Here is a 26459-nt window from a genome sequence, read left to right on the forward strand (position 1 = left end):
AAAACCTCCTCAGGCCGCCAACTGTCGCTGTATCCAGATCAATTCGGCCGGCAGGCCGGTCTCCGGACCGGTCACCAGCACCGGGCTCGCCGGCCCGGCCTCGGCCAGTTCGGCGGTCAGGTCGTGGTTGCGGTAGACGTGCGCCGAGTCGGCCGGATCGCCCAGGTAGCGCTCGGCTACCGGCCGGGGCAGGGTCGACCAGTCCAGCACCGGATTCCGGGCCACCGCGCAGCGGAACACCTCCGGCCGGCGCAGCACGGCCAGCGCGGCGAGCCAGCCGCCCAGCCCGCGGCCGTGCGCCGCGACCCGGTTCAGGTCGAGGTCGGGGTGCTTGCCGGTGAGCGCGCGCAGGGCGTCCACCAGGTCGGCCAGGGCCAGGTCGGCGAGTCGCCGGTGGACCGCCTTCTCGAAGCTGGGCGCCACCCCGGGCGTGCCTCGCGGGTCCACGCTGACCACCGCGAACCCGGCGTCGGCCCACCACTGGCGTTGCTGCCAGGCGGGACTCTCGGCCCGTACCTCCTGGAAACCCGGACCGTCGCCCAGCGTGACCAGGACCGGGAGGCCGCCCCCGACGAACCCGGTGGGGTAGAGCACGGCGGCCGGCAGACGGCGATCGGTCACCCTTTCCAGAACCGGCTCCGGACGGTACGGCAGAGCCGCGCGCAACGACCGCAACGTCCCGATCCGCCGGTCGCCCCGCCACACCTCGTCGTCCGCGACCAGGATGTCCCCGCCGGTGGCCAGTTCGGTCCCGGTGAGCGTGGTCAGCCGGGTCACCTCCGGACCGCCGCCGCCCAGGGACGTGCGCACCCGGAACACCTCCCGTGCGGCCGGGTCGCCCAGGCTGCCCTCGACGATGAGGTCGGGCGCCCCGGCCGGCCCGTCGGCGCGGGGCAGCGTGCCGGCCACCCGCCGTACGTAAAGGCCCGGAGGGGTGAGAAGGCTGCCGTCGGCGAACAGGCAGCGCGCGTCGAAGCCGTCGTGGGCCAGTTCGCCGCCGACCAGCACCCGGCCGTCGGGCAGGTGGCGCGGGGTGCCCGGGATCGGCTCGACCCAGCGGGCGTCGGCCAGTTCGGCGTGCACCTGGGTTTCCCCGGTCCGCGGGTCGACCGAGAGGACCAGGCCGTGCTGCTGCATCCGGCGCAGCACGGTGATCAGCGGACCGCCGCCGGACCAGCGGACCTGGGCCAGGTGCGGGTACGTCTCCCGGTCCCAGTGCACGTCCACCCAGCCGTCGTCCAGGTCGAGCAGGTGCAGGCTGGTCGTGCCCGCGGTGCGCACGGCCAGCACCTGGCCGCCGTCCGGGGACCACCACCAGCCCCGGGTCCGCCCGAACTCGGCCGCCCCGGCCCCGGCCAGGCCCCAGGCGATCATGCCGCCGTGCTCGCGCCACGCGTTGCCCGGCTCGCCGGCCAGCAGCCGGTCCCCGTCCGGCCCGGTGACCCGCAGCGAGGCCGAGCCGCCGGGGTCGGTCACGTAGCCGATCCGGACGCCCTGCGGGTCGGGTCGCGGGTCGTGCACCGGGTCGCCGGTCGCCACCGCGGTCACCGTGCCGGCGGCCAGGTCGGCCCGGAACAACCGGCCACCCCGGGTGAACGCGGCGACCCGCACGTCCCGGTCGGCCGCGTACGCCTCGATCGGCCCCGGCGCCACGAGATGTTCCGCGCCGGTCAGCGGGTCGGACACCCAGAGCGCGGCCTCCGGATCGAAGGGGCCCGACGAGCGCAGGAAGGCGACCCGCGCCCCGTCGGCGCCGACCGTCACGGCATGGGGCGCGCCGTGGCTGAAGTCGCCGGTGCGCCCGGCGAGTCCGGGGTAGTCCACGCCCTCAGCATCGCTGATCAAGGTGTGCTCCCGCCGGGTAAACCGTGGGGCTCGTCGAGCGAACCTGTCGGTGGTCGCGCGTACAGTATCGGCCGTGACGCTCGACCGGACCGCTTCCGATTCGCTGCCCGCCCGCCGCCTGCTGCTGGTGCACGCCCACCCCGACGACGAGGTCATCGGGACCGGCGCGACCATGGCGCACTACGCCACCGACGGCGCCCACGTGACGCTGGTGACCTGCACCCTGGGCGAGGAGGGGGAGATCCACGTCCCCGCCCTGTCGCAGCTCGCCGCCGGCCAGGCCGACCAGCTCGGTGGCTGGCGCCTGGTCGAGTGGGAGCGGGCGTGTGACGCGCTCGGCGTCGCCGACCGGCGCATGCTCGGCGGCCCGGGCCGGTACCGGGACTCCGGGATGATGGGCCTGGAGACGAATCAGCACCCTCGCGCGTTCTGGGGCGCCGACCTGGACGAGGCCGCGGCCCACCTGGTCGAGATCATGCGGGAGATCCGCCCCCAGGTCATGATCACCTACGACGAGAACGGGTTCTACGGTCACCCGGACCACATCCAGGCCCACCGGGTCGCGATGCGCGCGGCCGAGCTGGCCGGGGCCGACGGCCCGACGAAGATCTACTGGACGGCCCAGCCGCTGAGCGTTCTGCGCGACGGCATGGAGGCGTTCCGCGAGTCCGAGAGCAACCCGTTCGCCGACGTGGTGAATGTGGAGGATCTCCCGTTCGGCACGCCGGACGAGGAGATCGCGGCCCGCATCGACGGCACCGAGTTCTACTCCAACAAGATCGCCGCGATGCGCGCCCACGCCACCCAGATCCCGGACAACTCCTGGCTGTACGGGATGGCCGGCGACTTCGGCGGCGAGTTCATGGGCATGGAGCACTACACCCTGGTCAAGGGCGAGCGTGGCCCCGGCGAGGGCCCGCACAAGTGGGAGACCGACCTGTTCGCGGGTCTGGACCTGGACAGATGACGGTGTCCGAAGCGCCCGAAGCCGAAGCCCCGGAATCTCCCGAGGCACCTGCCGGCAAGGCCGCCGAGACGGTCGTGCGTCTCGGCGGCGTGCTCGTCAGCATCGTCGCCACCGTGGTCGTCACCCTGATCGAGCTGGAGCTGAGCGTCCTGCGCGTCGGCGGCGTCACCGGCCTGTTCCACGGTGACCTGGCCGTCTGGGAGGGCAACGGGCAGTTGATCGGCCTGTCCATCCCGCTGACCATCGCGGCCAACCTGGCGCTGGCCTGGTTCGCCACGACCACGATCGCCCGCAGTTGGGCGATCGGTGTCCCCTGGGCGCTGTGGACCGTGCTCGTGCTCGGCGCGGCCGGCACCAGGACCACCGAGGGCGACTATCTGCTCGGCGGGGACAACTGGGTCGCCCTCGTGATGATCCTGGTCGGCAGCCTGGCCTTCGCGGTGTATGCGTACCGAATGATCATGAAACCGCTCAAACGCGGCTGACTTTCAGGGGACTCACAGCTCGGCTTTAGGAACTGTCGCGCACCATCCGCGAAGATGACCGGGAGATCGAGCCCCACGGGTTTCCCGGGCGCTACGATCCCGGCCACGCAACGTTCCCCGGGAGGACTGATGAGGCAGCAGCGCTGGTTCCGGATCACGGTTCTGGCGGTCGCCCTGTTCGCGATCAACGCGGTGACCAGATTGGTCGTCCGCATCGGATTCGACAGTACGGATACCGCTCAGGGCCGCGGCTCGGTCGTGATGTTCACCCTGGTCGCGCTCGCTCTGGGCGGCCTGACCTTCGTCTGGTGCCAGCGTCGGCGGCCGAGTGACTGGCTGCCCGACGTCGGCTTCGGCACCCTGGCCGGGATGCTGGTGACCGTCCTGGTGGGTCCGTTCCTGAGCGGCAGCGAGCCGTTCGCGAACGGCAGCGGCGATTTCTTCGCCCAGATCTGGCTCTACGCCGGCTGCGCGATCGTCGGCACGGCGGTCGGCTACTGGATCGCCGTGATGCTCGCGAAGGACTACCGCTCCCGTTCCCTGCAGGCGTACACGCGGGCCAAGACGACCCGCCCGCGCCGGGTCGTCCGCCGATAACGCTAGATCGGCGCTTCCCGGGTGAGGTACGTGTGATGGGTGCCGAACCCGAGCCGCCCGTAAAGCGCCACCGCGGCCGTGTTCCGCTCTTCCACCTGCAGGTAGGCCCGGCTCGCGCCGCGCTGCACGGCCCACGAGGCGAGGCCCCGCACGACGTGCCGGCCCAGCCCCTGACGCCGTGCGGCCGGCGCGGTCTGCAGCAGGGAGATCCCGAGCCAGCGGTCCGGGCCGGTGACCGCGCCGCGGGCGACCGCGACCAGGTCACCGTCGGCGTCGCGGACGTGGGCGAAGACCTTCTCGGGCACGCCGGTGAGGATGCGGATCGCGGCCGGCGGCAACGTGCCCTTGTGCTCGGCCACCATCGCGTACCAGTCGTCGCCGGGCGAGTCGGCCAGGTCGACCGGCGGCAGGTCGACGCGGCCGGGCGCGGCCAGGATCGGGGCCAGGGCCGTGGTCTGCACCAGGGTGAGCGGCCGGGAGGACCAGCCGCGCTCGTCCAGGGTCGCGTTGACCGGCGCGGCCAGCGGCATCGGCGCGTTGATCATCGGACGCTGACTGTGGTCCTTGTACCACTGCTCGACGGCGTCGATCGCCGCTTCCAGGGGCCGGTCCGGGTCGCCGACGGCCAGCGCCGAGTTGGCTCGGCCGGTCCAGTTGTCGGCGGCGCGCAGCAGCCAGCTGCCGAGCCGGGCCCGGACGGGGGCCGGCCAGGCCTCGTCGGCGGCCAGTTCGAGGGCGATCACCGAGGCGGCGTGCGGCCGGCTGGCGGGCGGCACCCGCTTGGCCCGGTGCACCTCGCGCAGCGGCACGCGCAGGGTTCCCTTGTCGGTGGCGAGTGTGAGTTCGGTCTCCGTGAGGTCGACGAGCTCGCCCAGGGCATCCGTGTACAGCGGCCGATCCTCGGATACGCCTACAATTCGCCGTACCACCACACGGTGTCCCACATCCTGCTGTCGGAGCACGTATTACCTCCTTCGGCGGGAATACTAGGCTCTGCATTTGTCGTCGGCGGTCCACGCGGCGTGGCTTTGAAGGGAAAGACCCGTGACCTACATCATCGCTGAGCCCTGCGTCGATGTTCTCGACAAGGCATGCATCGAGGAATGCCCGGTCGACTGCATCTATGAGGGCAACCGGATGCTCTACATCCACCCCGATGAGTGCGTGGACTGCGGTGCGTGCGAGCCGGTCTGCCCGGTCGAGGCGATCTTCTACGAAGACGACGTCCCGGAGCAGTGGAAGGACTACACGAACGCGAACTACGAGTTCTTCGAGGACCTGGGCTCGCCCGGCGGCGCCTCCAAGGTCGGCAAGATCGACAAGGACACGCCGTTCGTGATCGCGCAGCCGCCGCGTGGGGACGCGCACTGAGCGCTCTGTCGTCGGCCCTGCCGGATTTCCCCTGGGACCTGCTGGAGCCGGCGAAGACCCTCGCCGCCTCCCACCCGGACGGCATCGTCGACCTCTCCGTCGGCACGCCGGTCGACTCGGTTCCGGCGGTCATCCGGCAGGCCCTCGTCGAGTCGGCCGACACGCCCGGCTATCCGCTGACCGCCGGCACCGCGAGCCTGCGGGCCGCGATCGCCGGCTGGCTGGCCCGGGAGTGCCGCGCCTCCGGTGACCTCGGGGTGCTGCCCACCATCGGCTCCAAGGAGCTGGTCGCCTGGCTGCCCACGCTGCTCGGCGTCGGCCCGGGCGACAAGGTGGTCATTCCCCAGGTCTGCTACCCGACGTACGAGGTCGGCGTCCGCCTGGCCGGTGCCGAGGTGATCCGGTCCGACTCGCTCACCGCGGTCGGCCCCGAGCGGGTCAAGCTCGTCTGGATCAACTCGCCGTCCAACCCCACCGGCAAGGTCCTGCCCGCCGAGCACCTGCGCAAGGTGGTCGCCTGGGCCCGCGAGCGCGACGCGATCGTGGTCAGCGACGAGTGTTATCTGTCGCTGGGCTGGGAGTCCGAGCCGGTGTCGGTGCTGGCCGACGAGGTGACCGGCGGCGACTACACCGGTGTGCTGGCCGTCCACTCGCTCTCCAAGCGCTCCAACCTGGCCGGCTATCGGGCCGGTTTCGTCGGCGGCGACCCGGCCCTGGTCGGCGAGCTGCTCGCGGTGCGCAAGCACGCCGGCATGATCCCGCCGGCCCCGGTGCAGGCGGCCATGGTCGCGGCCCTGGGCGACGAGGGGCACGTGGCCGAGCAGCGGGCGCGTTACGCCGCTCGCCGGGACACGCTGCGGGCGGCCCTGACCAAGGCCGGTTTCGAGATCAGCCACTCGGAGGCCGGGCTCTACCTGTGGGCGACCCGGGGCGAGGACTGCTGGCAGACCGTCGATCGGCTGGCTCAGCGGGGCATTCTGGCCGCTCCGGGCGCGTTCTACGGTCCGGCCGCCGCGCAGCACGTGCGGGTCGCGCTGACCGCGACCGACGAGCGCGTGGCCGCGGCCGCCGACCGTCTCGCGGAAGGTTTCTGACGTGGAGCGCCTCCCGATCGTCGTCGCCACCGGCGAGGCCGTCCGGGAGGTGCCGCCCGAGCAGGCCGTCGTCAGCGTGCGCACGGCGTCGAAGGGTCGCAGCCGGGAGTCGGTGCTGGAACGCCTCACCCAGCGCTCGGCCGCGATCGGGGCGGTGCTCGACCAGTTCGCCACCGCCATCGAGCGCCGGGAGACTGCCGGGCTGCACATCGTCCCGGAGCTGAAGCGGCGCGGCGAGGAGGTGGTCGCCTATCACGGCAGCATCGCCACCGACGTGATCGTCACCGACTTCGCCGTGCTCGGCGACCTCCTGCTGAGGCTCGGCCGCGAGGAGCTGACCAGCGTGCACGGCCCCTGGTGGCGGATGCGGCCGGACAGCCGGGCCGGCGCCGACGTCCGTCAGGCCGCGGTCGCCGACGCGCTGGAGAAGGCCGGGGAGTACGCGGCGGCCGTCGGCGCCCGCATCGATCGCCTGGTCGAGATCACCGATTCCCTGCACGACGACGGTGGCTTCCGGGGCGGTGCGATGCGCGCGATGGCCGCTTCCGCGGCCGGTGACGGGCTGACCCTGGAGCTGGAGCCGGAGCTGCAGACCGTGCAGGCCACCGTCAAGGTCACCGTCACGATCACCGAGCCGGTCCTCCCGACGGCCTGATCTGCCCGTTCCACGCACGGGCGGCGGCCGGTTGGGCCAGACTCGACCGCATGCGCACGGGCCTGGGTACCCTGCTGCTGCGGGTGGCGAACGTGAATCCGCGCAGCGTGACGACGCATTCGGATCGTGTGCTGTACCGCTCGATCGGCGTCTTCATCCTGCTCTACTTCCTCTACGCCACGATCGGCGGCGCGGCGTTCATCGACGCCAGCAGCGGCTATCGGCACCCCTGGTATCAGTGGCTGGTCGGCCCGCTCGTCGCGATCGGCGTGGTCGCCTACGACCGCGCAGTCGTCGGCCGGGTCGGGATCAGTTACGAGAACCTGGACTCCACCGATCCCCGGCATCTGCTGCGCCCGCCGACACTCGGCCTCTACCTGGGCCGGGTCGGCCTGGCGCTGCTGTTCGCGCTGGTCGTGACCGAGCCGCTGATGCTGGCCCGGTACCGCGGTGAGATCGACGCCCGGCTCGCGGTCACCCACAGCGCCCAGCTCGGACGGCTCGACGAGGGCGGGGCGGTGGCCGGCTACCGGGCCCGGCTGGCCGAGTTGCGGCAGGCGACGAAGGACGACGACGCGGCGGTCCGCACGCTCTCCGACCGGGCCGCCGGGAAGCGCCGCGACGCCCGTACCCTCTATCGCCAGGCCCTGGCCGACTCGGCCGGTTCCGGCGTCACCCACAGCCCCGGCTGCCCCAGCGGCGGTTACTGCGACAACCTGGTCCGCCGGTCCCGGGCCCTCGACGATCAGGCCGCCGCGCTCGACCGTCAGGCCGCTGACCTGCAGCGCGACCAGCGTCCGGAGCGGGCCGCGCGGGCCGCCGAGCAGTCCCGGCTGACCGCTCTGACCGATGCCGAGCGCACGGCCAACGCCGAGGCGGTGCGCGGCGACTCCGGTTTCGGCGCGCGGACCGCCGCGATGTGGCACATGGTCACCGCCGACTTCTGGGGCGTCGGCGTCTACTACCTGGGCATCGCGTTGCTGCTGGTAGCGCTGGACTGCGCGGCGATCGGCCTGAAGTTCGCGTCCCGCGGCAACGCCTACGAACGCAACGAGGCCCGGGCCGCCCGCCTGCGCGAACACGAGGCCGCGCTGATCCACGAGCGTGAGGTGCACGACGCGCGCACCTACGGCGACGCCACGGCCAAGGTTGTCGCCGACGGCATCGAAGCGGCCAGCCACGACGCCCAGCTCGCCCAGGCCGCCACCGAACGCGCCCGCGCCGTCCTGCACACGGCCGTCATCGTCGACCCGGCCGACCTGGAACGTCGCTTCTGGCGCGACCGCATCGACGCCTGAAGATCAACTTCAAATTCTTCATTGCCTATGTCCGCCGGGGTACAGACCGTCGCTCCCGCGGGGACCCTTCCGACCCTCGCAGGCCGCTGGCGCGGCCAGAACGCGAGGCTCGAAAGGGCGACGTGGTCGGTTGGTTGCGGTCACCCCAAAAACCGCGGTCAGAACACCCGGTCAGCGGCGGCCGAAAGCCCACGCCGCGCCCGCCGCGGCGAGCCCGCCACCGACCGCGGCCAGCAGGCCGTGGTGCTGCGAGGCCCACAGCTGCAGGCTGCGCCCGTGCGCCCGATCGTCGAAGCTGCCGTGCGCCCCGGCATCGGTCCGCTGATCGGCCGGCTCCCACAGGTTCGCCGGCTGGTCCGGGGAGCGCCACTCGTCGGTCTGCTGCCCCTTGAACCCGGTCCGGGCCAGATACCGGTCCAGGATCCCGGGCGCCACCGCATTGGCGGCCAGGGTCAGCGCGGTCGACCCGCCCACCCAGTACTCCCGCCGCTTCGGGTGGTCGGCCGCGTACTCCACGGCCCGTGCCGCCACCTCGGGCTGGTAGATCGGCGGCACCGGCTGCGCCTTACGCGGCAGCCGCGACAGCACCCAGCCGAACTGCGGGGTGTTCACCGCCGGCATCTGCACCATGGTCACGTGCACGTTGCTCTTGTCGTGCAGCAACTCGACCCGCAGCGACTCGGTGAACCCCTGGATCGCGTGCTTCGCCCCGCAGTACGCACTCTGCAGCGGAATCCCGCGATAGGCCAGCGCCGACCCCACCTGCACGATCACGCCCTGGTCACGGGTCCGCATCCGGCTCAGCGCGGCCTTGGTGCCGTAGACGTAGCCCAGGTAGCTGACCTCGGTCGTCCGCGCGAACTCGGGCATCTCCATCTCCACGAACGGCGAGAAGACGCTGGAGAAGGCGTTGTTCACCCAGAGCCCGATCGGCCCCAGTTCCTTCTCCACCCGTTCCGCCGCCGCGTCCACGGCCTGGAAGTCGGCGACGTCCACCGCGATCGGCAGCGCCGTGCCCCCGGCCCGCCGGACGTCCTCGGCCGCCCCCTCCAGCCCGTCCTCACCGCGGGCCAGCAGGGCCACGGTGTCACCCCGGGCCGCCAGCCGCCGGGCCACCGCCCGCCCGATTCCGCCACTCGCGCCCGTCACTACCGAAATCCTGGTCATACGAAGGGGAATGACCGGGATCCGCGGGGGAGAAACCTCAGCGCTGCACACCCTCGGCGATCACCGGCACGGTGAAGGTCGCCCCCACACACGCTTTCGGCACCCCATGCGGCATGGTCAGCGCCCCGTCCACCTTGAAAGCGCCCACGGTGTTCCGCGCCACCTCCCAGGAGACCGGGAAAGCGGCCCGGTTCATCCGCACGCCGGGTTCGACACATCCCGCGTCCCGATGCTCCGGGTCGGCGACCACGTTCCCGGGCCCCATCCGGATCGAGGTGATCCGGATCGGCACGCCGTTGTCGTTGCTCACCGTCACCATCAGGTTCCCGGTGTCCCCGGGCCGCAGCGTCCGGTTCAGATCGTTGCGCCCACGCAGCACCATGTCCACGGTGATGGCCGGCGGCGAGGCCACCTCACTGGGCTGGGTGATCTTCCAGTACGCCCAGGCCGCCCCGGCGTTGGCCAGGATCGCCGCGAGCGCCGCCACCCCCAGGATGGTCCGCGACCGCCGGTCGAACCGGCGCTTGCGCGGCGACCGCACCTCCCAGGTCGGCTCCTCGTGGTCCGCGGGATCCAGCTCGATCCGGCCTTCCGGCTGCCCGGTGCCGTGCTGCGAGTTGGTCAGGACATCCCGCCGCATCACGAGCCGGCCCCCGAGGCGGACGCCGCGGGCGGATCGCTCAGATCGGGCATGCGGCTCGCTCCTCCTCGGACGCCGGTGATAGGGCCAGGCTGGCGTTCATACAACATTCCCTGATAGAGATGTCCGATGTGATCGGTTTTCCGTCCGCCGTTGTAGGCGCATAAATCGGAACGATCCACCCAACCGGTTTACCCCGCCCGAGGGATCGGCCACCTCCCAGGTTCCTCGCCACACCGTCCATGTTGCTGCCGGACACGCCCATGAGCTGCACGAATGAGCCGTTAGCGGCTGCCGCCCGGCTACTCAAATCCGCGCTCGTCGAGCCCGCCCGGCACTATCCCGCGGGCGTCGCCGGATCTCCGGCCGCACCCGTGGGCGCCGGCGCCGGATCGGTCGTCGCGGTTGTCGCCGCCGGACTGTCCGGGGTCGGCTCGGCGGCCTTCTCCACGTCCTGCCCGGGGGCCGTCCCGGTGGCGGTCGCCGCGGGTGTCGTCGGCGTGGTCCCGGGCGTCGCCTGCGGCGCCGATCCGCCGGGCCCGCCGCCGGTCACCGGAGGCTTCGCGGCCGCCGGCAGCTTGCCGGTCCCGGTTTCCTTCCCGGGTACGTACGTGACGGGCGCGCTGGCCGGACCGACCCACCCCGACCCGGCCAGCGCGAGCACCACAAAGGTCCCGCCGGTCCCCGCAGCCGGAGTGAACGTGCAGCTCAACTCCCCGGCCAGGGCCTGACAGACGGCATCGCCGGAGCTCTTGCGCACCCGGTATCCACCGACCGGCGCCCCGGACGCGAACGTCGCCGCGTGCCACGAGAACGTGAGAGTCCCACCGGTGGCCTTCACGGCGAACTTCTCCACGGGCGGCATCCGCTCGGCCCGCACGGTCCCCTTCACCGGGGTGGCGCTGACCGCCCAGCTCGCCCAGGCGGTCAGCCCACTACCGGCCGCGATCGCCCCACCCACGATCGTCGCCATCAGGGCGATCGCGTTCCGGCGCCTCACCGCCCCACCGTCCGCGCGTTCCCGCTGACCGCGAGCCGGAACGTGGCCCGCTGGCAGGCGTCGTCCACGGACCCCGGCATGTACACCTCGAACTCCCCGGCCGCCACCTGCCCCCGAGCCGGAACGGTCACCGGCAGCCGCCCATGAAACTCCCGCACCTGCAGATTCCGCGCCGAAGGCCGACACCGCCGCCTGGACGTCGACTCCACCTGAGCCTCAATCCGCCGAACACTGATCGGATACGGATACGGATTGACCACGGTCACCCGACTCCGCCGAACCGCCCCCGGATAAAGCCCACTGACCGACGACGCCCGAATCCCGAACACCTGAGTGTTCCGAGAGACAGGCTCCGGCTCCGGATTCCTCACGGCAGCTGCGATCCCCAGCGAGATGAATCCCACTCCGAGAAGTGCCACCCACCACTGCCCGCCGGGAAGACGCTTAATGCGCATCGCTACGTCCCGACAACGCCAGGGGAATCCCGAACGTGGCGCCTTGGCAGCCGGAGTTCGATGCGTTGGTCATCTTTACCGCGTTGGGCAACACGTGCGATGCCTGTGACCGGGCGGCTACTCCCCAGGTGACGCCGAAGGAGGTGCTGACGAGACTGACACCGGTTTGAACGCAGCCGGCCAAGCGGTGGGGTTCGTCGACGACGATGCTTCCCGTTCCAGATTTGACCAGATTGACAAGGATGGGGAACGAGTTTTCGTTCCGGATAGTCACCCGGATTCCAGCGCGGGCGCCGGGATACAAAGGCTCCTGGGGGTAAGTCGTAGCGGTGGCCTGCAGCGTGATGACGGATCCCGCGGCTGCGGTCGTCCTGCCCTCACCCGCGAACCGCCAGGCAGCCCAGGCCGCACCCCCACTGATGACGAGCGCCGAGGCGATCGCGGTGGCCATTGCCGCTTTGGTCATTCGCATCGTCAGGGGCACGTGGCGCCTCCCGTCTGTTCGTTGCGGACAGTTAAGGGAGCGGGAGGACGCCCGACCGGCGTCTCTCCCGCTCAGCAACAGATCAGGAAGCGGCACTCTCCGCGCCGACAGTGGCCTTGAAGGTGAACGATGCGCCCTGGCACTCGTCAGCCGGGTCGGCGATCATCTTCAGAGATTGCGCGAGAACGACCGACTTCGAGTTCTCGGCGGCGACGGTCGTGCCGGCCGGAACCGTGACGGTCGTAACCTGCTGGATGTTGCTTCCGTCGCAGCCGGTCTTGTTGCTCGCGAAGTCCGAGAAGTTGATGCTCTTGATCAGGACCGGGAACTTGTTCGAGTTGACGACGTTCACGGTGACGTCGCTCTTGGATCCCGGCACAAGAGCCGTGGCGTTGGTGCCAGTGACCGTCAGTTGAACCGCTGTGCCGGCCGCTGCGGTCACCTGGGTGTCGCCGGACAGGCTCCAGGCGGCCCACGCGGCCCCGGCTCCGACGACCGCGACGGCGACGGCGGAAGCGACAACGGCGGAGCGCTTGGTCATCTTGCCCATGGAAAGTTCCTCCTGGAACGTTTTCGAGCGCACGGTCCCATCGGTTGCGGAGCGACGGAAACGGCGGGCGCCTCGTTGATTCGGTGGTCGCCGGAGCCCTGTGTGGCGTCCCGGCGCTGCGACAAAGATGACCGACCCGCCCAGACCCGGCGATAGGGCTTCCAGCCCCCCTGTTACGGATGATCCGCCCACTACCGGTGTCCGATGCGTTTACCCCGCAAGCGTGAACAAACCGCCCGGACCGTAACCGCCTACAGCCGGTGAGCTGCGTCGATGCTCAGGGGCAGCGTCAAGCCCGAGTTCGTCTCATATGGCGGAAACAACCCTGAAAGCCAGCTTGGAGTTGGTTGACGGGCGGAGGAAATTCCGGGCATCGGCCCCGAACGGGGTAAGCCGATCGCCGACCCGTTCCCCTGAAAGAGGCTTTCGCCCTACGCCTCTGTCGGTCGCTGGGCCTGGAGCAGGAAGCGATGCGCCCGCACGGTGAACTCACCGCGGGCCCGGATGACGGCCGTGAGGCGGGCCAGCTCCCGTTCGTACCGGTGCGGGGTGAAGTCCCGAACCTGCCACGGAACCGTCCGCAGGTGGTGCACGACGGCCCGGATGTCGCGGAAGGCGAGACCGGGATGTTCCTCGCGCACGTCGGTGACCCGCAGGCCGGCCGCGGTCAGGGCGGCCACCGCGACCTCGGCGTCCCACCGGCGCGGGGACGGGGGCGGTGCGCCCAGCGCGTCGTTCAGCTCGGCCAGGTCGTCGCTGCCGACCTGCTGGGTGAGCAGCACCCCGCCCGGTTTGAGGAGGCGGGCGACGTCGGCGGCCGGGAGGCGCCCGTGGCGGCTGAGCACGACGTCGAACTCGTTCTCCCCGGCCGGGAGTTCGGTGAGCACCTCGACGCCGAACGGGGCGAGCCGTTCCCGGGCGATCGGGGTGTTCCGCGACCAGCTCTCGACGGCCACCGTGTACGCCGGCAGGGGCGCCAGCTCGGCCAGCAGCTCGCCGCCGCCGGTGTCCAGGTCGAGCAGGCTGTGGGCCGGGCGCACCAGCGGCCGGGCGATCTCCGGGTACGACCAGGACGGCTCGGACGCGACGGCCAGTCCGTCCAGCCAGGCGAATTCCCACCCGGTCATGGACGCACCGGCCGCCGCGGTGTTGAGGTCGTCATCCGGCGGGCTGCTGCGCACACCGCCGACGGTAGCCAGAGTGGTTGCCCAAAGTCGCGGTGGTCTCAGTGTTCACGGAAGTCGTGGCTGAACCGTGTTCAATCCGCGACTCAACGCGCTGGGACAGTCAGGCCCGGACCGGCATGAGCAGGGAGAAACGGGATTCGTCGGCGGCCGCCCGGATGGTCAGCGGCTTGACCGGGCCGTCGAGTTCGAGCAGCAGCTGGCCGGGCCCGCCCGCGTCGACGGCTTCGAGCAGGAACTCACGATTCACCGCTACGTGGACGGCGGTGTCGGCCGACCACTCCGACTCCTCGGCGACGCGCAGGCCGCCGTCCGGGTTCAGGGCGAGGATCGCGACCGGGTACGCCGAGCCGTCGTGCTCGCGCCGGACCTCGGGTGCCGCCGACACCAGCTTCCGCAGCTCGTCACCGTCGACGGTGACGCGGCGGGCGTCCGGGCCGGCCGGGCCGACGAGCCGGCGGTAGTCCGGGAAGTCCACGTCGAGGGGTGCGGTCCGGAGCTCGGCGCCCGCGTTCTCCGTCCGTACAAAATCGGAATTGAGATCGAGGGAGACGGAGCCGGAAGCGAGCCGCAAAAGCTCGTCGGCGAAGGCCAGCGGCAGGTACTGCCGCGCCGCCGGCCCCTCGACGGTGGCCGGCGCAGCCGCCACCGCGAGCCGGTAGCGATCCGTCGCGACCAGGGTCAACGTGCCCTCGCCGGTCTCGAAGAGGACCCCGGCGGGGAACTGGCCGCCGGGCATCGGGTCGGTGACCGCGAAGCGGACCGCGGTGAGCGCGGCCTTGAGATCAGAAGCGGACAGGGTGATGCGGGTCATCAGGTTCTCCTCCAGATCGAGCAGGGTGTGCAGGCGGAGGAGCTCGCGGCGCGCATCGGCCAGCCCGGCTTCCAGCCGAGCAAGATGGGCATCAAGCCTTTCCCGTACGCGATGGGGGTGCTCGATGTCACGCACCGCCTCGGCGATCTCGGGAACCGGCATCCCGACCCGCCGCAGTCCCGCGATCAGCCGGGCCGCCCGGATCTGCTCGGCGGTGTAGCGGCGATAGCCGGTCGACGGGTCCACCGCGGCCGGGACCAGCACGCCGGCGCCGTCGTACCAGCGCAGCGCGCTGACCGTCAGACCGCTGGCCCGGGCCGCCTCGCCGATGCTCCGCATGTCGCTCCTCACAGCCGATGACCCTGGTGTCTCGACCAGGTCGAGGGTCAAGCCGGTGTCAGTTCCCCAGCAACAATGTCGCGGCGACCCCGGTCATGACCAGCGCGATCAGCCCGTCCAGGACCCGCCAGGCGCCCGGCCGGGCCAGCAGCGGGCCGAGTTTCTGGGCGCCCAGGCCGAGCAGGGCGAACCAGGTGAAGCTGGCCGCTGTGGTCCCGATGAGGAAGAACCAGTGGTACGCGTGCTGCTGCGCTATCGAGCCGAGCAGCAGCACGGTGTCCAGGTAGACGTGCGGGTTCAGGTAGGTCAGGGCGAGCGTGGTCAGCAGGGTCGCGCGCAGGCTGGCCGGGGCCTGGCCGGTCGGGTCGAGGCTGCCCTCGGGGCGCAGCGCGCGGCGGGCGGCGAGAACCGCGTACCCGATCAGGAACGCCGCCCCGATCCAGCGGATCGCGGTGACCAGGGCGGGCCGGTCGGCGACGACCGCGCCCAGTCCGGCGATGCCGGCCGAGGTCAGGGCCAGGTCGGAGAACGCGCAGACGAGGACGACGGGGAGGACGTGTTCGCGGCGCAGGCCCTGGCGCAGGACGAACGCGTTCTGGGCGCCGATGGCGATGATCAGGACGGCGGAGGCGAGGAAGCCGGCGACGACGGAGGTGAGCACGTGATCGACGCTAGGGTTCACCCGGACGTGAAATCCAGCTAAAGATTCTCAGGATGAATTAGCAATACTTAATGGCATGGACCAGGTGCAGCTGGAGACGTTCCAGGCGGTCGTCGAGCAGGGCAGTTTCGAGGCGGCGGCCCGGGCGCTGCACGTCACCCCGTCGGCGGTCAGCCAACGGATCAAGGCACTCGAACGGGCGGTCGGCCAGGTGCTGGTGCGCCGGGCCAAACCGTGCACGGCGACGGTGGCCGGGGAGGCGCTGATCCGGTTCGCCGGGCAGGTGGCGCTGCTGGAGAAGGAGGCGTTGGACCAGGCGCGCGGCGGCACCCGGGTGTCGATCGTGGTGAACGCGGACTCGCTGAACACGTGGTTCCTGCCGGTGCTGACCCAGGTGCCGGGCGCGACGTTCGAGATACACACCGACGATCAGGACTACACCGCCGACCTGCTGCGGTCGGGCACCGCGATGGCGGCCGTGACCGCGGAGAACGTGGCCGTCCAGGGCTGCCGGGTCGAGCGGCTGGGGGCGATGCGCTACCTGGCGATCGCCGCACCGGGCGTCGAGCTGGAGAACGCGCCGATGATCGTCTACAACCGCAAGGACCAGCTGCAACACCGATTCTTGGCGATGGTGGGCCGTCGTCCGCCGGAGCGGATCCACTACGTGCCGGCGGCGGCCGCCTTCAACGAGGCGATCCGGCTGGGGCTGGGCTGGGGGACGGTGCCGGAGCAGAACGCCGAGCCGCTGCTGTCCTCCGGCGAGTATGTCCAGATATTTCCGGACCGGTACCTGGACATCCCGCTCTACTGGCAGTACTGGCGGATCGAGTCCACCCTGCTGAACACGCTGACGGCCGCCGTTCGCACGGCGGCCGCCTCGACGTTGCGGTAGATCAGTCGTTCGCGTGCAGGGCGCTGTTCAGCTCGATGCCGGTGCCCTTGCGCGGCCGGGCCTCCAGCGCGCCGGAGACCGAGTTGCGCCAGAACAGGAGATTGTTCACACCGGACAGCTCGATGGCCTTCACCACACGCCCGTCGGGCAGCGCGACCTTCGACGACGCGGTGATGTAGGTGCCCGCCTCGACGACACAGTCGTCGCCCAGCGAGATGCCGACGCCCGCGTTCGCCCCGAGCAGGCTGCGCTCGCCGATCCGGACCTTCTCCTTGCCGCCGCCGGAGAGCGTGCCCATGATCGACGACCCGCCGCCGATGTCGGACCCGTCGCCGACCACCACGCCCTGCACGATGCGGCCCTCGACCATCGAGGTGCCCAGCGTGCCGGCGTTGAAGTTGACGAATCCCTCCTGCATGATCGTCGTCCCGACGGCCAGGTGGGCGCCGAGCCGGACCCGGTCCGCGTCGGCGATCCGGACGCCGGTGGGGGCGACGTAATCGGTCATCCGTGGGAACTTGTCGATGCCGAAGACGGACAGGTGGCGGCCGGCCGCGCGCTCCAGGAAGCGCAGCTCGTCGACCCGGTCCGGCGGGCAGGGGCCGGCCGAGGTCCAGGCGACGTTGGCCAGCAGGCCGAAGATGCCGTCCAGGTTCAACTCGTTCGGCCGGACCAGGCGGTGTGAGAGCAGGTGCAGCCGCAGGTACGCCTCGCTGGTGTCGGCGATCGGCTCGGCCAGCGACTTGATCGTGGCGCGGACCTCGACCGTCGAGAGTCCGGGCAGCAGCTTCGGGCCGGTCAGGCCGGCCGGCAGGGCCGGGAGGTCGGCCGGCTCCTCGCCCAGGCCCAGGAAGCCGGCCGGGAACCAGGTGTCCAGCACCTGCCCCTCGGCGGTCACGGTGGCCAAACCGATGCCCCAGGCGGGCGAAGTCGAGATCGCGGTATCCACGACATGAACCCTACTAGGCACGGGGGTCGCTGATCGGGTGCGTCCGTAGCGCGGGATGGCCTTGTATGGTGCGCACATGGCCAACCCGCTGACCCCGGACGTGCTTGTCGACCCGGTCGAGCTGACCCGCGCCCTGGTCGACATCGAATCCGTTTCCCGCGACGAGAAGGTGATCGCCGACTGCGTCGAGGACGTTCTCCGGCGTGCCGGGCACCTGACCGTCGAGCGGCTGGGCCACACGGTGATGGGCCGGACCGACCTGGGTCGCGCGCAGCGGGTGATCCTCGCCGGTCACCTGGACACGGTGCCGATCAACGACAACTGGCCGTCCACTGTCGTCGACGACCTGATCTACGGCTGTGGCACGTCCGACATGAAGTCCGGTGTCGCGATCGCTTTGCACCTGGCAACGACACTTCCCGATCCCGCGTACGACGTGACGTACCTGTTCTACGAGGCCGAGGAGATCGAGTCCGAGTTCAACGGGCTCAAGCTGGTCGCCGACAGCCGGCCGGAGTGGCTGCGGGCCGAGTTCGCGGTGCTGCTGGAACCGACGTACGGGGTGGTCGAGGCCGGCTGCCAGGGGACCGTGTCCGCGCTGGTCCGTACCCACGGGCGGCGGGCGCACACGGCGCGGGCGTGGCGCGGGGAGAACGCGATCCACGCCGCCGGGGAGGTGCTGCGCCGGCTGGAGGGATACCACCCACGGACCGTGACGATCGACGGCTGCACCTATCGGGAGGGGCTCAACGCCGTACGTATCAATGGGGGAATTGCCGGAAACGTCGTGCCGGATGAATGCTCGGTCGAGGTCAACCTGCGATTCGCCCCGGACCGGTCCGAGCAGCAGGCCCACGAGCATCTGCGCGAGGTCTTCCAGGGCTTCGACCTGGAGATCGTCGACTCGGCGCCGGGCGCGCTGCCCGGCCTGAACGCGACGGCGGCCCGCGAATTCCTGACCGCGGTCGGCGTCGAGCCCGCCGCGAAGCTGGGCTGGACGGACGTGGCCCGGTTCGCGGCGCTGGGAATCCCGGCGATGAATTACGGTCCCGGCGACCCGTCACTGGCCCACGCGCCGGACGAGCACGTGGAGATCGGCCAGATCCGGGACGGCGCGGCGACGCTGCACCGCTGGCTGGCCGGTTAGCCGGGCCCGCTCAGAGCTGGGGGATCGCGGCCCGGCCGATCGCCCGCTGCGGCACCGAGACCTCCATGGTGGTCTCCGGGTCGAAGGCCGGCTCGGGATGCCCGGCCGCGAAGGCGACCCGGCGTTCCTCCACGACCAACTGGATCCGCCGCTGCATGCGACGGTGCATCTTGAGGCGCTCGTATCGGTTGGTCACGGTGGCCGCCCTTTCACCGGGACACCCGGACTCCGGGCGCCGTGCCTGCCGTGTATACGCGGTTCGGTAACTGTATAGACGTGCCAGAGCTACCGTCCGTTGCTCCAATCTGGCAAAAAGGTCTCCCGGTCGCAATCCTCTTACCGAAACGCGGCCGGTTATTCACCATGTACCGGCCGTCCGCACTACCCCCTTCGGCGTCGGCGGGGGTGAGCCGGTGGAAACGTCGTACCGGCGTGCTCTCATAGATGCCGTGAGCACGCCGGCCCCCTCGACCCCCGTGCGCCGGCCGGCCTATCGCCTGGTCCGGCGCCCCCGCCCGGCCGCCCCCGAGCTGCGGGACGACCCGATCCAGGCCCGCGTGGCCGCGCACACCGCCGGTCCGCTGCTCGTCGTCGGCGGTCCCGGCACCGGCAAGACCACCGCGCTGGTCGAGGCCGTCGCCGCCCGGATCGGCGAGGGCGTCGACCCGGAACGCATCCTCGTCCTCACCTTCGGCCGCCGCGGCGCCGCCGCCCTGCGCGACCGGATCGAGGCGCGAGTCGCCGGCGACCCCGGGCGGATCGTGCACGAGCCCCTGGTCAGGACCTTCCATGCGTACGCGTTCGGCCTGCTCCGCCGAGCCGCGGCCGACCGCGGCGAGCCCGCCCCGCGGCTGCTCACCGGCCCGGAACAGGACCTGATCATCCGCGAGCTGCTGGCCGTCATCGAGGACCCGGAGTCGGCCGACACCATCGGCTGGCCCGACGACCTGCGACCGGCCCTGCCCACCCGGGCCTTCGCCCAGCAGCTGCGCGACCTGATGCAGCGTTCCGCCGAGCGCGGGATCGGGCCGTTCGAGCTGGCCGACTACGCCGCCCGGCTGGGCCGGTCCGACTGGGCGGCCGCCGCCCGCTTCCTCCGGGAGTATGTGGAGGTTCTGTCCCTGCGGGACGCGACCACCCGCGGCTCGGTCGCCTACGACCCGGCCGAGCTGGTCCGGGCCGCGTCCGGGCTGCTCGCCGACGAGCCCGAGCTGCTGGCGGCCGAGCGGCGCCGGCTGGAGTTCGTGTTCGTCGACGAGCTCGCCGAGACCGACCCGGCCCAGGTCGACCTGCTGGAGCAGGTCACCGGCGGCGGCAAACCGCTGGTGGCCTTCGCCGACCCGGACTCGTCGATCTTCGGCTTCCGCGGGGCCGATCCCGAGGTGGTGGCCGCGTTCCCGGAACGCTTCCGCGCCGCCTCCGGCGCCGAGGCCGAGGTGATCACCCTGCACACGAACTATCGGTCGGCGCCTTCGCTGCTGGCGGCGGCTTCGGGGGTGGCCCGGCGGATGCGCGGCCCGATCACCCACCGCCTGATGTTCCCCCCACCCCCTCTCACTCCCGCCGCGCCTGACCCCGCCGCGCCCGACCCCGCCACGATGCCGCCCGACGCCGCGGCGCCCGCCGATGGTCCTGGCCCCGCCACGTTCGACGAGGCCGCGCCCGATCCCGCCGGCAGCCCGGCGGCTTCGGGCGGGGATGTGGCCGACCATGTTGCCGCTGAGGGCGATGCGGCCCCGGAGGGTCCGGGGCCGAGCGGCGTCACCGGGGAGGAGATCTCCGCGTCCGGGCCGGTGGCCGAGGCGGTCGTGCGGACGTTCCGGTCGCCGGCGGCCGAGACCGCGTTCATCGCGCACGCGCTGCGGGAGGCGCATCTGCTCTACGGCGTGCCCTGGTCGCGGATGGCGGTGGTGATGCGGTCGGCCACGCTGCAGCAGCCGTCGGTGCAGCGGGCACTGGCCGCGTCCGGCGTGCCGACCGTGATCCACGCCGAGGACCTGCCGCTGCATCTGCAGCCGGCGGTCGCGCCGTTCCTGCTGTTGCTGCGCTGTGCGCTGACCCCGGAACTGCTCGACGAGGAGGCCGCGGTCGCGCTCCTGCACTCGCCGCTCGGCGGGGCCGATCCGCTGGCCGAGCGGCGGCTCCGGCAGGGCCTGCGCGCGCTCGCCGTGGCGGCCGGTGACCGGCGGCCCTCGGGCGAGTTGCTGGTCGACGCGGTCCGTGACCCGACCGGGCTGGACCTGGTGGAACGCCGCTGGGCCCGCCCCGCGCAGACCATCGCCCGCCTGCTGATCGTCGCCCGGGCGGCCGCCGGCGAGCCCGGCGCCTCGGCCGAGGACGTGCTCTGGACCGTGTGGCGGGCGAGCGGCCTGGCCGACCGGTGGTACGCGATGAGCACCGGCAACATCCGCGTCACCGACCCGGCCCAGGCCGGCCGGGCCCGGCAGTGGCGGGCCGAGGCGGCCGACCGGGACCTGGACGCGATGGTGGTCCTGTTCGACGCCGCCGCCCGGTTCGTCGACCGGCTGCCCGGCGCCGGTGTCGGCGTGTTCCTCGACCACGTGCTCGGCCAGGACCTCCCGGCCGACACGATCGCCCCCAGTGCCGACCGCGGCGACGCCGTCCGCCTGCTCACCGCCCACGCCGCGAAAGGCCTGGAGTGGGACGTCGTCGTGCTCGCCGGCGTCCAGGAGGGCATCTGGCCCGACCTGCGCCTGCGCGGCAGCCTGCTCGGTTCGGAACGCCTGGTCGACGCGGTCGCCGGCCGCCCCGCCTCGGGCTCCGAGGCGATCGTGGCCGAGACGTCCGCCCTGCTCGACGAGGAACGCCGCCTCTTCTACGTCGCCGCCACCCGCGCCCGTCGCCGCCTGGTCGCCACCGCGGTCGCGTCGGCCGGCACGGGCGGCGCGGCGATCGAGGAGCAGCCCAGCCGTTTCCTCACCGAGCTCACGACGCCGCGGCGCCGCCCGGGCAACGATCCGTTCGCGGGTCCGCCGCCCCCGGAGGACCCGCCGCCTCCGGACGAGCCACCGGACCCGGATCCGTGGGGCCCGGACGCGCCCGACGACAACCCGCCCCCGCCGGAGCCGGACGTCGCCACGCCCGGTCAAGAAGCCGCGCCCACCCACGAGGACGTGTCCACCCAGGAGGACGTGTCCACCCGGGACGTCCCGTTTGGCCAGGAGGCTCCGCGCACTCAAGTCTCCTCGTCCGGCATTTCGGAAATGTCCGATAGTGGTGAGCGGCTGGCTGCTGCGGCGGGCCCGCACGACGAGGAGCCACCGCAGCCGGACGACGATGCGCAAGCGGGTCCAGCCCCGGCTGACGAGGGCGGCGAGGACGAGCGGGAGGGCCCGCCCCCGGCCGACGCGGACGACGGCGACGACGTCGAGTTGCTGGTCGGCCGGGCTCCCCGGGCGTTGACGCTCGCCGCGCTGGTGGCAGAACTCCGTACCGTAGTCGTCTCTTCGCATGAAACGCCCAGCCGCCGCCGCGCCGCCGCCGCCGAACTCGCCCACCTCGCGTCGGCCGGTGTCCCCGGCGCGCATCCGGACGAGTGGTGGGGCCTGCGCGGGCTCTCCGACGAGCGACCGCTCATCGACGACGGCGAGTCGGTCAAGGTCACCCCGTCGGCGATGGAGAGCGCACTCCGCTGCAGCCTGCGCTGGCTGCTGGAACGGCACGGCGGCGCCGCTCCGGCGGGCGCCGCGCAGGGCATCGGGAACCTGGTGCACGCGGCCGCCATGCTGGCCGAGGACGCGCACGCCGACCGGGAGAAGCTGGTCGAGTACGTGAGTGCCCGCTTCGATTCGATCGAGCTGGCCGCCCGCTGGATGGCCGGCCCGGAGCAGGAGCGCGCCGAGGCCATGGTGGACAAGTTGTTGCGCTGGCTGGCCGTGAATCCGCGCCGGCTGCTGGCGATCGAGCACGAGTTCACGGTCCGGTTGGAGGACGAGCACCATCCGATCCAGTTGACCGGCCGGGTCGACCGCCTGGAGGTGGACGAGGCCGGTCGGCTCGTGGTGATCGATCTGAAGACCGGCAAGTCGACCGCTCTCTCTGCCGACGTGGCCGAGAATCCGCAGTTGGCGGGCTATCAGGCGGCGGTCGACGCGGGCGCGTTCGCCGATTTCGGCACCGATACCGGTGGTGCCGCGCTGGTGCAGCTGGGCCCGGGTAAGGATGCGCGCGAGCAGATGCAGGTCCCGATGACCGAGGCCACCGATCCGCAGTGGGCGTACGCGATGGTTCGCCGCACCGCCGAGACGATGGCCGCCTCGACGTTCTCCGCGGTGGCCAACAGCCGTTGCCGGGTCTGCCCGGTCCGCACCAGTTGCCCGATCTCGGGGAAGGGCCGGCAGGTTGTGGAGCCGCCGAAGTGAAGGCCGACGCGGGACCCCGTTACACCCCGGCCGAGCTGGCCAAACTGCTGCACCTGCCACCGCCCACGGACGAGCAGGCGGCGATCATCGCGCATCCGGTGAAGCCGCTGCTCGTGGTCGCCGGTGCCGGTTCGGGCAAGACCGAGACGATGGCGTCCCGCGTGGTCTGGCTGGTCGCGAACGGGTATGCGCATCCGGGCGAGATCCTCGGCCTCACGTTCACCCGCAAGGCGGCCGGCGAATTGTCCCACCGGGTCCGGACCCGGCTCGGTCAGTTGGCCCGGCGGCTCGGCGGGAGGGACGACGCGCTGGTCGGCGAGGCGACGATCTCCACCTACCACTCGTATGCGGCCCGGGTCGTCACCGAACACGGTCTGCGCGGCGGTTTCGAGCCGTCGGCCCGGCTGCTCACCGAGGCGGCCCGCTGGCAGATCGTCGATTCGCTGGTCCGCGCGTACACGGGTGAGATGACCGGTTTGAACCGCGCGCCCGGCACGGTCACCGACGACGTGCTGGCGCTCTCGGCCGAGCTCGCCGAGCACCTGAAGTCGCCGGACGACCTGGCCGCCTGGACCGGCCGGTTCTTCGCCGACCTGCAGTCGTTCCCGGGCCGGATGTACAAGGACGTGTCCGAGGCGTTGCGCCGCCAGCAGCACCGGCTCACCCTGCTGCCCCTGGTCCGCCTCTACGAGCAGCGCAAACTCGACCTGGAGGCGATGGACTTCGGCGATCAGATGGCCCGGGCGGCGCTTGTCGCGAGGGATCATCCGGCGGTCGGCGAGGTCGAGCGCGGGCGATACCGGGTCGTCCTGCTCGACGAGTATCAGGACACCAGCCACGCCCAGGTGACGATGCTGAACAATCTGTTCGGCGGCGGGCACCCGGTGACCGCGGTGGGTGACCCGTGCCAGTCGATCTACGGCTGGCGCGGCGCGTCGGCCGGCACCCTGGACCGTTTCCCGGCCGAGTTCCCGGATGCCGAGGGCCGTCCGGCCTGGGTGCACAGCCTGACTCGGAGCTGGCGCAACCGCCCCGAGATCCTGCAGGTGGCCAACGTGATCTCGGCCCCGCTGCGGGCCCAGGTGGGCGTGCTCCGGCCGGCTGACCGGGTGGCCGCCGACGTCGGCGGGCGGACGGTGACGTGTGCGCTGCTCAAGACGTACGCCGAAGAGGCTGAGTGGATCGCCGACTCGATGCTGACCGCGTGGCGGATCACCGCCGGGATGCCGCGGGCGCTGCCCGAGGAGATTCCGCTCGACCGCCGCCCGACCAGCGCGGTGCTGGTCCGGGTCCGCAGCCAGATCCCGGTGATCGAGGAGCAGTTGCGGGCTCGCGGCCTGCCGGTCGAGGTGGTCGGCCTGGGTGGTCTGCTCGACACGCCCGAGGTGCGGGACGTGGTGTGCACGCTGCGGGTGCTGGCCGACCCGACCGACGGCGCGTCGCTGTTGCGGCTGCTCACCGGCGCCCGCTGGCGGATCGGCCCGCGTGACCTGGTCGCCCTGCACCGGCGTTCGCGGGCGCTGGCCGCGGCGCGGGCCACGGAGAAGGACGAGGACGCGGACGCGGTCGCCGACCGGCTCGACGACGCGACGCTGATCGAGGCCATGGCCGATCTCGGTTCCCCGCATCAGTACTCGGTGGAGGGTTTCGCCCGGCTCGCGTCCTTCAGCCGGGAGCTCGCCGCCCTCCGGCAGCGCCTGGACCAGTCACTTCCCGACCTGCTGGCCGACATCGAGCGGACCGTCGGGCTGGACGTCGAGGTGGCGGTCCGCGGCTGGGCGGCCGGCGACGCCGGTCTGGCCCGCGCCCATCTGGACGCGCTCGGCGAGGCCGCCACCAGGTATGTCAGCGAGAACGAGACCGGAACGGCGGCCGGTTTCCTGGCCTTCCTGGCCGCCGCCGAGGAGGAGGAGCGCGGGCTCGAACCGGGTCAGGTCGACGTGGTCGAAGGCGCCGTGCAGATCTTGACCGCGCACGCCGCCAAGGGCCTGGAGTGGGATGTCGTCTCGGTCGCGGGCCTGTGCCGGGGCGTCTGGCCGGGCCTGGTCCGCGCGTCCGACCACTATCTCGGCGGCATCGGCGTGCTGCCGTTCCCGCTGCGCGGCGACGCGTCCGGCCTACCCGAACTGAACCTGGACGAGGCGGTCGAGCAGAAGGACGTCAACGGCGCCCTCGGCGAGTTCAGCCGGGCCTGGCGCGAGCACGACGTGCGGGAGGAGCGCCGCCTCGCCTACGTCGCCATGACCCGCCCGCGCCGGCTGCTGCTCTGCTCGGGCTACTGGTGGGGCGACGGCGTGAAACGTCCGCGCGGCCCGTCCGTCTTCCTCGACGAGGTCCGCGCGACCTGCGAGGAAGGCGCCGGCGTGGTGGCCGCCTGGACTCCCGAGCCGGCGCCGGGCGAGACCAATCCGAGCGACGAGGTGGTGTCGGTGGCCGAGTGGCCGGCCGATCCGCTGGGTCTGCGTCGTCCGGCCATGGCCGCCGCGGCCGACCTGATCCGCCGCATGATCGCCAACCCGGACGTCTCCGCGGCCGAGGCCTTCGCCGACCTGGCGGCGGCGCATCCCGAGGTCGCGGCCCGGGCCGGCCTCGCCGCCGACCTGGTCGGTCTCGCTTCCGCCGGCTCAATTCAAGATCAAGATTTGCGCGTACGGAGTGAGCAGACCGCCCCTGACCCCGCCGAATCCCAACCGCCCGGGTCGGGGGCGCTCTCCCTGGATCGGGCGTCGGTGCTGGCCGCGGCCTCGGCGGTGGACCGGGTGGCGCTCGACGCCGACCCCGACATCGCCCGCTGGCGCAAGGAGGCGAGACTCCTGCTGGCCGAGCGCGAGGAACGCACCCGCCGTGACGGCCCGATCGAGGTCGCGCTGCCCCCGCACCTCTCGGTCTCCCAGCTCGTCGTGCTGCGCCGCGACCCGCAGTCCCTGGCCCGCTCGCTGCGCCGCCCGCTCCCGCAACGCCCGGCCCCGCACGCCCGCCGCGGCACCGCGTTCCACGTCTGGCTGGAGCAGCGGTTCGGCGCGGCCCGGCTGATCGACATCGACGAGCTGCCCGGTGCCGCCGACGACAATGCGGCCGCCGACGAGGAGTTGGCCGAACTGCAGCAGGCGTTCCTGACCGGCGAGTGGGCCGACCGGACCCCGTTCGACGTCGAGGTCCCGTTCGCCACCACGGTCGGCGGTGTCGTCGTCCGGGGCCGGATGGACGCCGTCTTCGCCGAGCCCGACAACCGCTTCGACGTGATCGACTGGAAGACCGGCCGCCGCCCGACCGGCGCCGAGGCCGAGGCCGCCGCGGTTCAGCTCTCGGCGTACCGGATCGCCTGGGCCACCCTGGCCGGCGTCCCGGTCAGCCGGGTCCGCGCCGGATTCCACTATGTCCGCGAGCAGGTCACGGTCCGCCCGGCCGACCTGATGGACGTCGCCGCGCTGACCGCCCTGCTCACCGAGATCCCCGAGGAAGCTCTGTAGTCACCACCCA

Annotated in this window: 24 protein-coding genes; 11 read left to right on the top strand and 13 right to left on the bottom strand. The window is 72.1% G+C overall.

Annotation, left to right across the window (positions count from 1 at the left end; translation table 11 throughout):
* Positions 1 to 9: 9 nt before the first annotated feature.
* Entirely contained in the window at positions 10 to 1764 is a 1755-nt protein-coding gene (locus ACSHV8_RS45170; protein ID WP_436537247.1) for an alpha/beta hydrolase family protein, read from the bottom strand.
* A gap of 154 nt (positions 1765 to 1918) precedes the next feature.
* On the opposite strand from ACSHV8_RS45170, the gene mshB reads away from it, so the two are divergent.
* From mshB to ACSHV8_RS45185, 3 genes are all read left to right on the top strand, one after another.
* On the top strand, positions 1919 to 2812 hold the full coding sequence (gene mshB, locus ACSHV8_RS45175; protein ID WP_436526512.1) for an N-acetyl-1-D-myo-inositol-2-amino-2-deoxy-alpha-D-glucopyranoside deacetylase: 894 nt from the start codon (positions 1919 to 1921) through the stop codon (positions 2810 to 2812).
* Positions 2809 to 3297 carry a hypothetical protein gene (locus ACSHV8_RS45180; RefSeq protein ID WP_436526514.1) on the top strand — a complete coding sequence of 163 codons (489 nt, stop codon included), beginning with the start codon at positions 2809 to 2811 and terminating at the stop codon, positions 3295 to 3297. Before mshB ends, ACSHV8_RS45180 begins: the two co-directional genes overlap by 4 nt.
* 129 nt (positions 3298 to 3426) lie before the next feature.
* Complete coding sequence (locus tag ACSHV8_RS45185) at positions 3427 to 3894, top strand: hypothetical protein (RefSeq protein WP_436526516.1); 468 nt, start codon at positions 3427 to 3429, stop codon at positions 3892 to 3894.
* A gap of 2 nt (positions 3895 to 3896) precedes the next feature.
* On the opposite strand, the gene ACSHV8_RS45190 is transcribed toward ACSHV8_RS45185, so the two are convergent.
* Positions 3897 to 4856, bottom strand: a complete 960-nt coding sequence (locus ACSHV8_RS45190; RefSeq protein WP_436526518.1) for a GNAT family N-acetyltransferase — start codon at positions 4854 to 4856, stop codon at positions 3897 to 3899.
* 82 nt (positions 4857 to 4938) lie between these two features.
* Between ACSHV8_RS45190 and fdxA the strand changes: the two genes are divergently transcribed.
* From fdxA to ACSHV8_RS45210, 4 genes are read left to right on the top strand one after another with little or no spacing between them, the layout of a single operon-like run.
* A complete protein-coding gene (gene fdxA / locus ACSHV8_RS45195; protein ID WP_378068459.1) occupies positions 4939 to 5265 on the top strand; it encodes a ferredoxin in 327 nt (108 codons plus the stop codon).
* Positions 5262 to 6359 (top strand): succinyldiaminopimelate transaminase, encoded by a 1098-nt coding sequence (dapC, locus tag ACSHV8_RS45200; protein WP_436537249.1) that lies wholly within the window; start codon positions 5262 to 5264, stop codon positions 6357 to 6359. Before fdxA ends, dapC begins: the two co-directional genes overlap by 4 nt.
* Before the next feature lies 1 nt (position 6360).
* Positions 6361 to 7014 (top strand): SIMPL domain-containing protein, encoded by a 654-nt coding sequence (locus ACSHV8_RS45205; RefSeq protein WP_436526521.1) that lies wholly within the window; start codon positions 6361 to 6363, stop codon positions 7012 to 7014.
* 50 nt (positions 7015 to 7064) lie between these two features.
* Positions 7065 to 8312, top strand: coding sequence for a DUF4407 domain-containing protein (locus ACSHV8_RS45210; RefSeq protein WP_436526523.1), 1248 nt, complete (start codon positions 7065 to 7067; stop codon positions 8310 to 8312).
* A 171-nt stretch (positions 8313 to 8483) separates the two neighbouring features.
* On the opposite strand, the gene ACSHV8_RS45215 is transcribed toward ACSHV8_RS45210, so the two are convergent.
* From ACSHV8_RS45215 to ACSHV8_RS45255, 9 genes are all read right to left on the bottom strand, one after another.
* On the bottom strand, positions 8484 to 9479 hold the full coding sequence (locus ACSHV8_RS45215; RefSeq protein ID WP_436526525.1) for an SDR family oxidoreductase: 996 nt from the start codon (positions 9477 to 9479) through the stop codon (positions 8484 to 8486).
* A gap of 37 nt (positions 9480 to 9516) precedes the next feature.
* Positions 9517 to 10119: a hypothetical protein gene (locus ACSHV8_RS45220; protein WP_436537251.1), complete on the bottom strand. Its 603-nt coding sequence runs from the start codon at positions 10117 to 10119 to the stop codon at positions 9517 to 9519.
* Positions 10120 to 10456: 337 nt separating this feature from the next.
* Positions 10457 to 11119 (bottom strand): hypothetical protein, encoded by a 663-nt coding sequence (locus ACSHV8_RS45225; RefSeq protein ID WP_436526527.1) that lies wholly within the window; start codon positions 11117 to 11119, stop codon positions 10457 to 10459.
* Positions 11116 to 11277, bottom strand: a complete 162-nt coding sequence (locus ACSHV8_RS45230) for a hypothetical protein (protein ID WP_436526529.1) — start codon at positions 11275 to 11277, stop codon at positions 11116 to 11118. The genes ACSHV8_RS45225 and ACSHV8_RS45230 overlap by 4 nt, the downstream gene beginning before the upstream one ends.
* 286 nt (positions 11278 to 11563) lie before the next feature.
* Positions 11564 to 12058: a hypothetical protein gene (locus ACSHV8_RS45235; RefSeq protein WP_436526531.1), complete on the bottom strand. Its 495-nt coding sequence runs from the start codon at positions 12056 to 12058 to the stop codon at positions 11564 to 11566.
* An 82-nt stretch (positions 12059 to 12140) separates the two neighbouring features.
* The gene (locus ACSHV8_RS45240) at positions 12141 to 12599 is read right to left on the bottom strand and encodes a hypothetical protein (RefSeq protein WP_436526533.1); all 459 of its coding nucleotides are present in this window, start codon (positions 12597 to 12599) and stop codon (positions 12141 to 12143) included.
* 440 nt (positions 12600 to 13039) lie between these two features.
* Positions 13040 to 13789: a class I SAM-dependent methyltransferase gene (locus tag ACSHV8_RS45245; RefSeq protein WP_436526535.1), complete on the bottom strand. Its 750-nt coding sequence runs from the start codon at positions 13787 to 13789 to the stop codon at positions 13040 to 13042.
* A 106-nt stretch (positions 13790 to 13895) separates the two neighbouring features.
* Positions 13896 to 14945 (bottom strand): MerR family transcriptional regulator, encoded by a 1050-nt coding sequence (locus tag ACSHV8_RS45250; protein WP_436526537.1) that lies wholly within the window; start codon positions 14943 to 14945, stop codon positions 13896 to 13898.
* Between the two features lie 58 nt (positions 14946 to 15003).
* A complete protein-coding gene (locus ACSHV8_RS45255) occupies positions 15004 to 15606 on the bottom strand; it encodes a LysE/ArgO family amino acid transporter (protein WP_436526539.1) in 603 nt (200 codons plus the stop codon).
* A gap of 76 nt (positions 15607 to 15682) precedes the next feature.
* Here ACSHV8_RS45255 and ACSHV8_RS45260 point away from each other — a divergent pair, with 76 nt between their 5' ends.
* Complete coding sequence (locus ACSHV8_RS45260) at positions 15683 to 16501, top strand: LysR family transcriptional regulator ArgP (protein WP_436526541.1); 819 nt, start codon at positions 15683 to 15685, stop codon at positions 16499 to 16501.
* 1 nt (position 16502) lies between these two features.
* On the opposite strand, the gene dapD is transcribed toward ACSHV8_RS45260, so the two are convergent.
* A complete protein-coding gene (gene dapD, locus ACSHV8_RS45265; protein WP_436526543.1) occupies positions 16503 to 17450 on the bottom strand; it encodes a 2,3,4,5-tetrahydropyridine-2,6-dicarboxylate N-succinyltransferase in 948 nt (315 codons plus the stop codon).
* Positions 17451 to 17526: 76 nt separating this feature from the next.
* Here dapD and dapE point away from each other — a divergent pair, with 76 nt between their 5' ends.
* Positions 17527 to 18597 (top strand): succinyl-diaminopimelate desuccinylase, encoded by a 1071-nt coding sequence (gene dapE / locus ACSHV8_RS45270; protein WP_436526545.1) that lies wholly within the window; start codon positions 17527 to 17529, stop codon positions 18595 to 18597.
* 10 nt (positions 18598 to 18607) lie between these two features.
* On the opposite strand, the gene ACSHV8_RS45275 is transcribed toward dapE, so the two are convergent.
* Positions 18608 to 18793, bottom strand: coding sequence for a hypothetical protein (locus tag ACSHV8_RS45275; protein ID WP_436526547.1), 186 nt, complete (start codon positions 18791 to 18793; stop codon positions 18608 to 18610).
* Positions 18794 to 19046: 253 nt separating this feature from the next.
* Between ACSHV8_RS45275 and ACSHV8_RS45280 the strand changes: the two genes are divergently transcribed.
* Both ACSHV8_RS45280 and ACSHV8_RS45285 read left to right on the top strand, forming a co-directional pair.
* The gene (locus ACSHV8_RS45280) at positions 19047 to 22979 is read left to right on the top strand and encodes an ATP-dependent helicase (protein ID WP_436526549.1); all 3933 of its coding nucleotides are present in this window, start codon (positions 19047 to 19049) and stop codon (positions 22977 to 22979) included.
* Positions 22976 to 26449, top strand: a complete 3474-nt coding sequence (locus ACSHV8_RS45285) for an ATP-dependent helicase (protein WP_436526551.1) — start codon at positions 22976 to 22978, stop codon at positions 26447 to 26449. The genes ACSHV8_RS45280 and ACSHV8_RS45285 overlap by 4 nt, the downstream gene beginning before the upstream one ends.
* Positions 26450 to 26459: the final 10 nt, after the last annotated feature.

Origin of the sequence: Actinoplanes sp. HUAS TT8 (assembly GCF_051380535.1) — a bacterium.
Classification (GTDB): Bacteria; Actinomycetota; Actinomycetes; order Mycobacteriales; family Micromonosporaceae; genus Actinoplanes.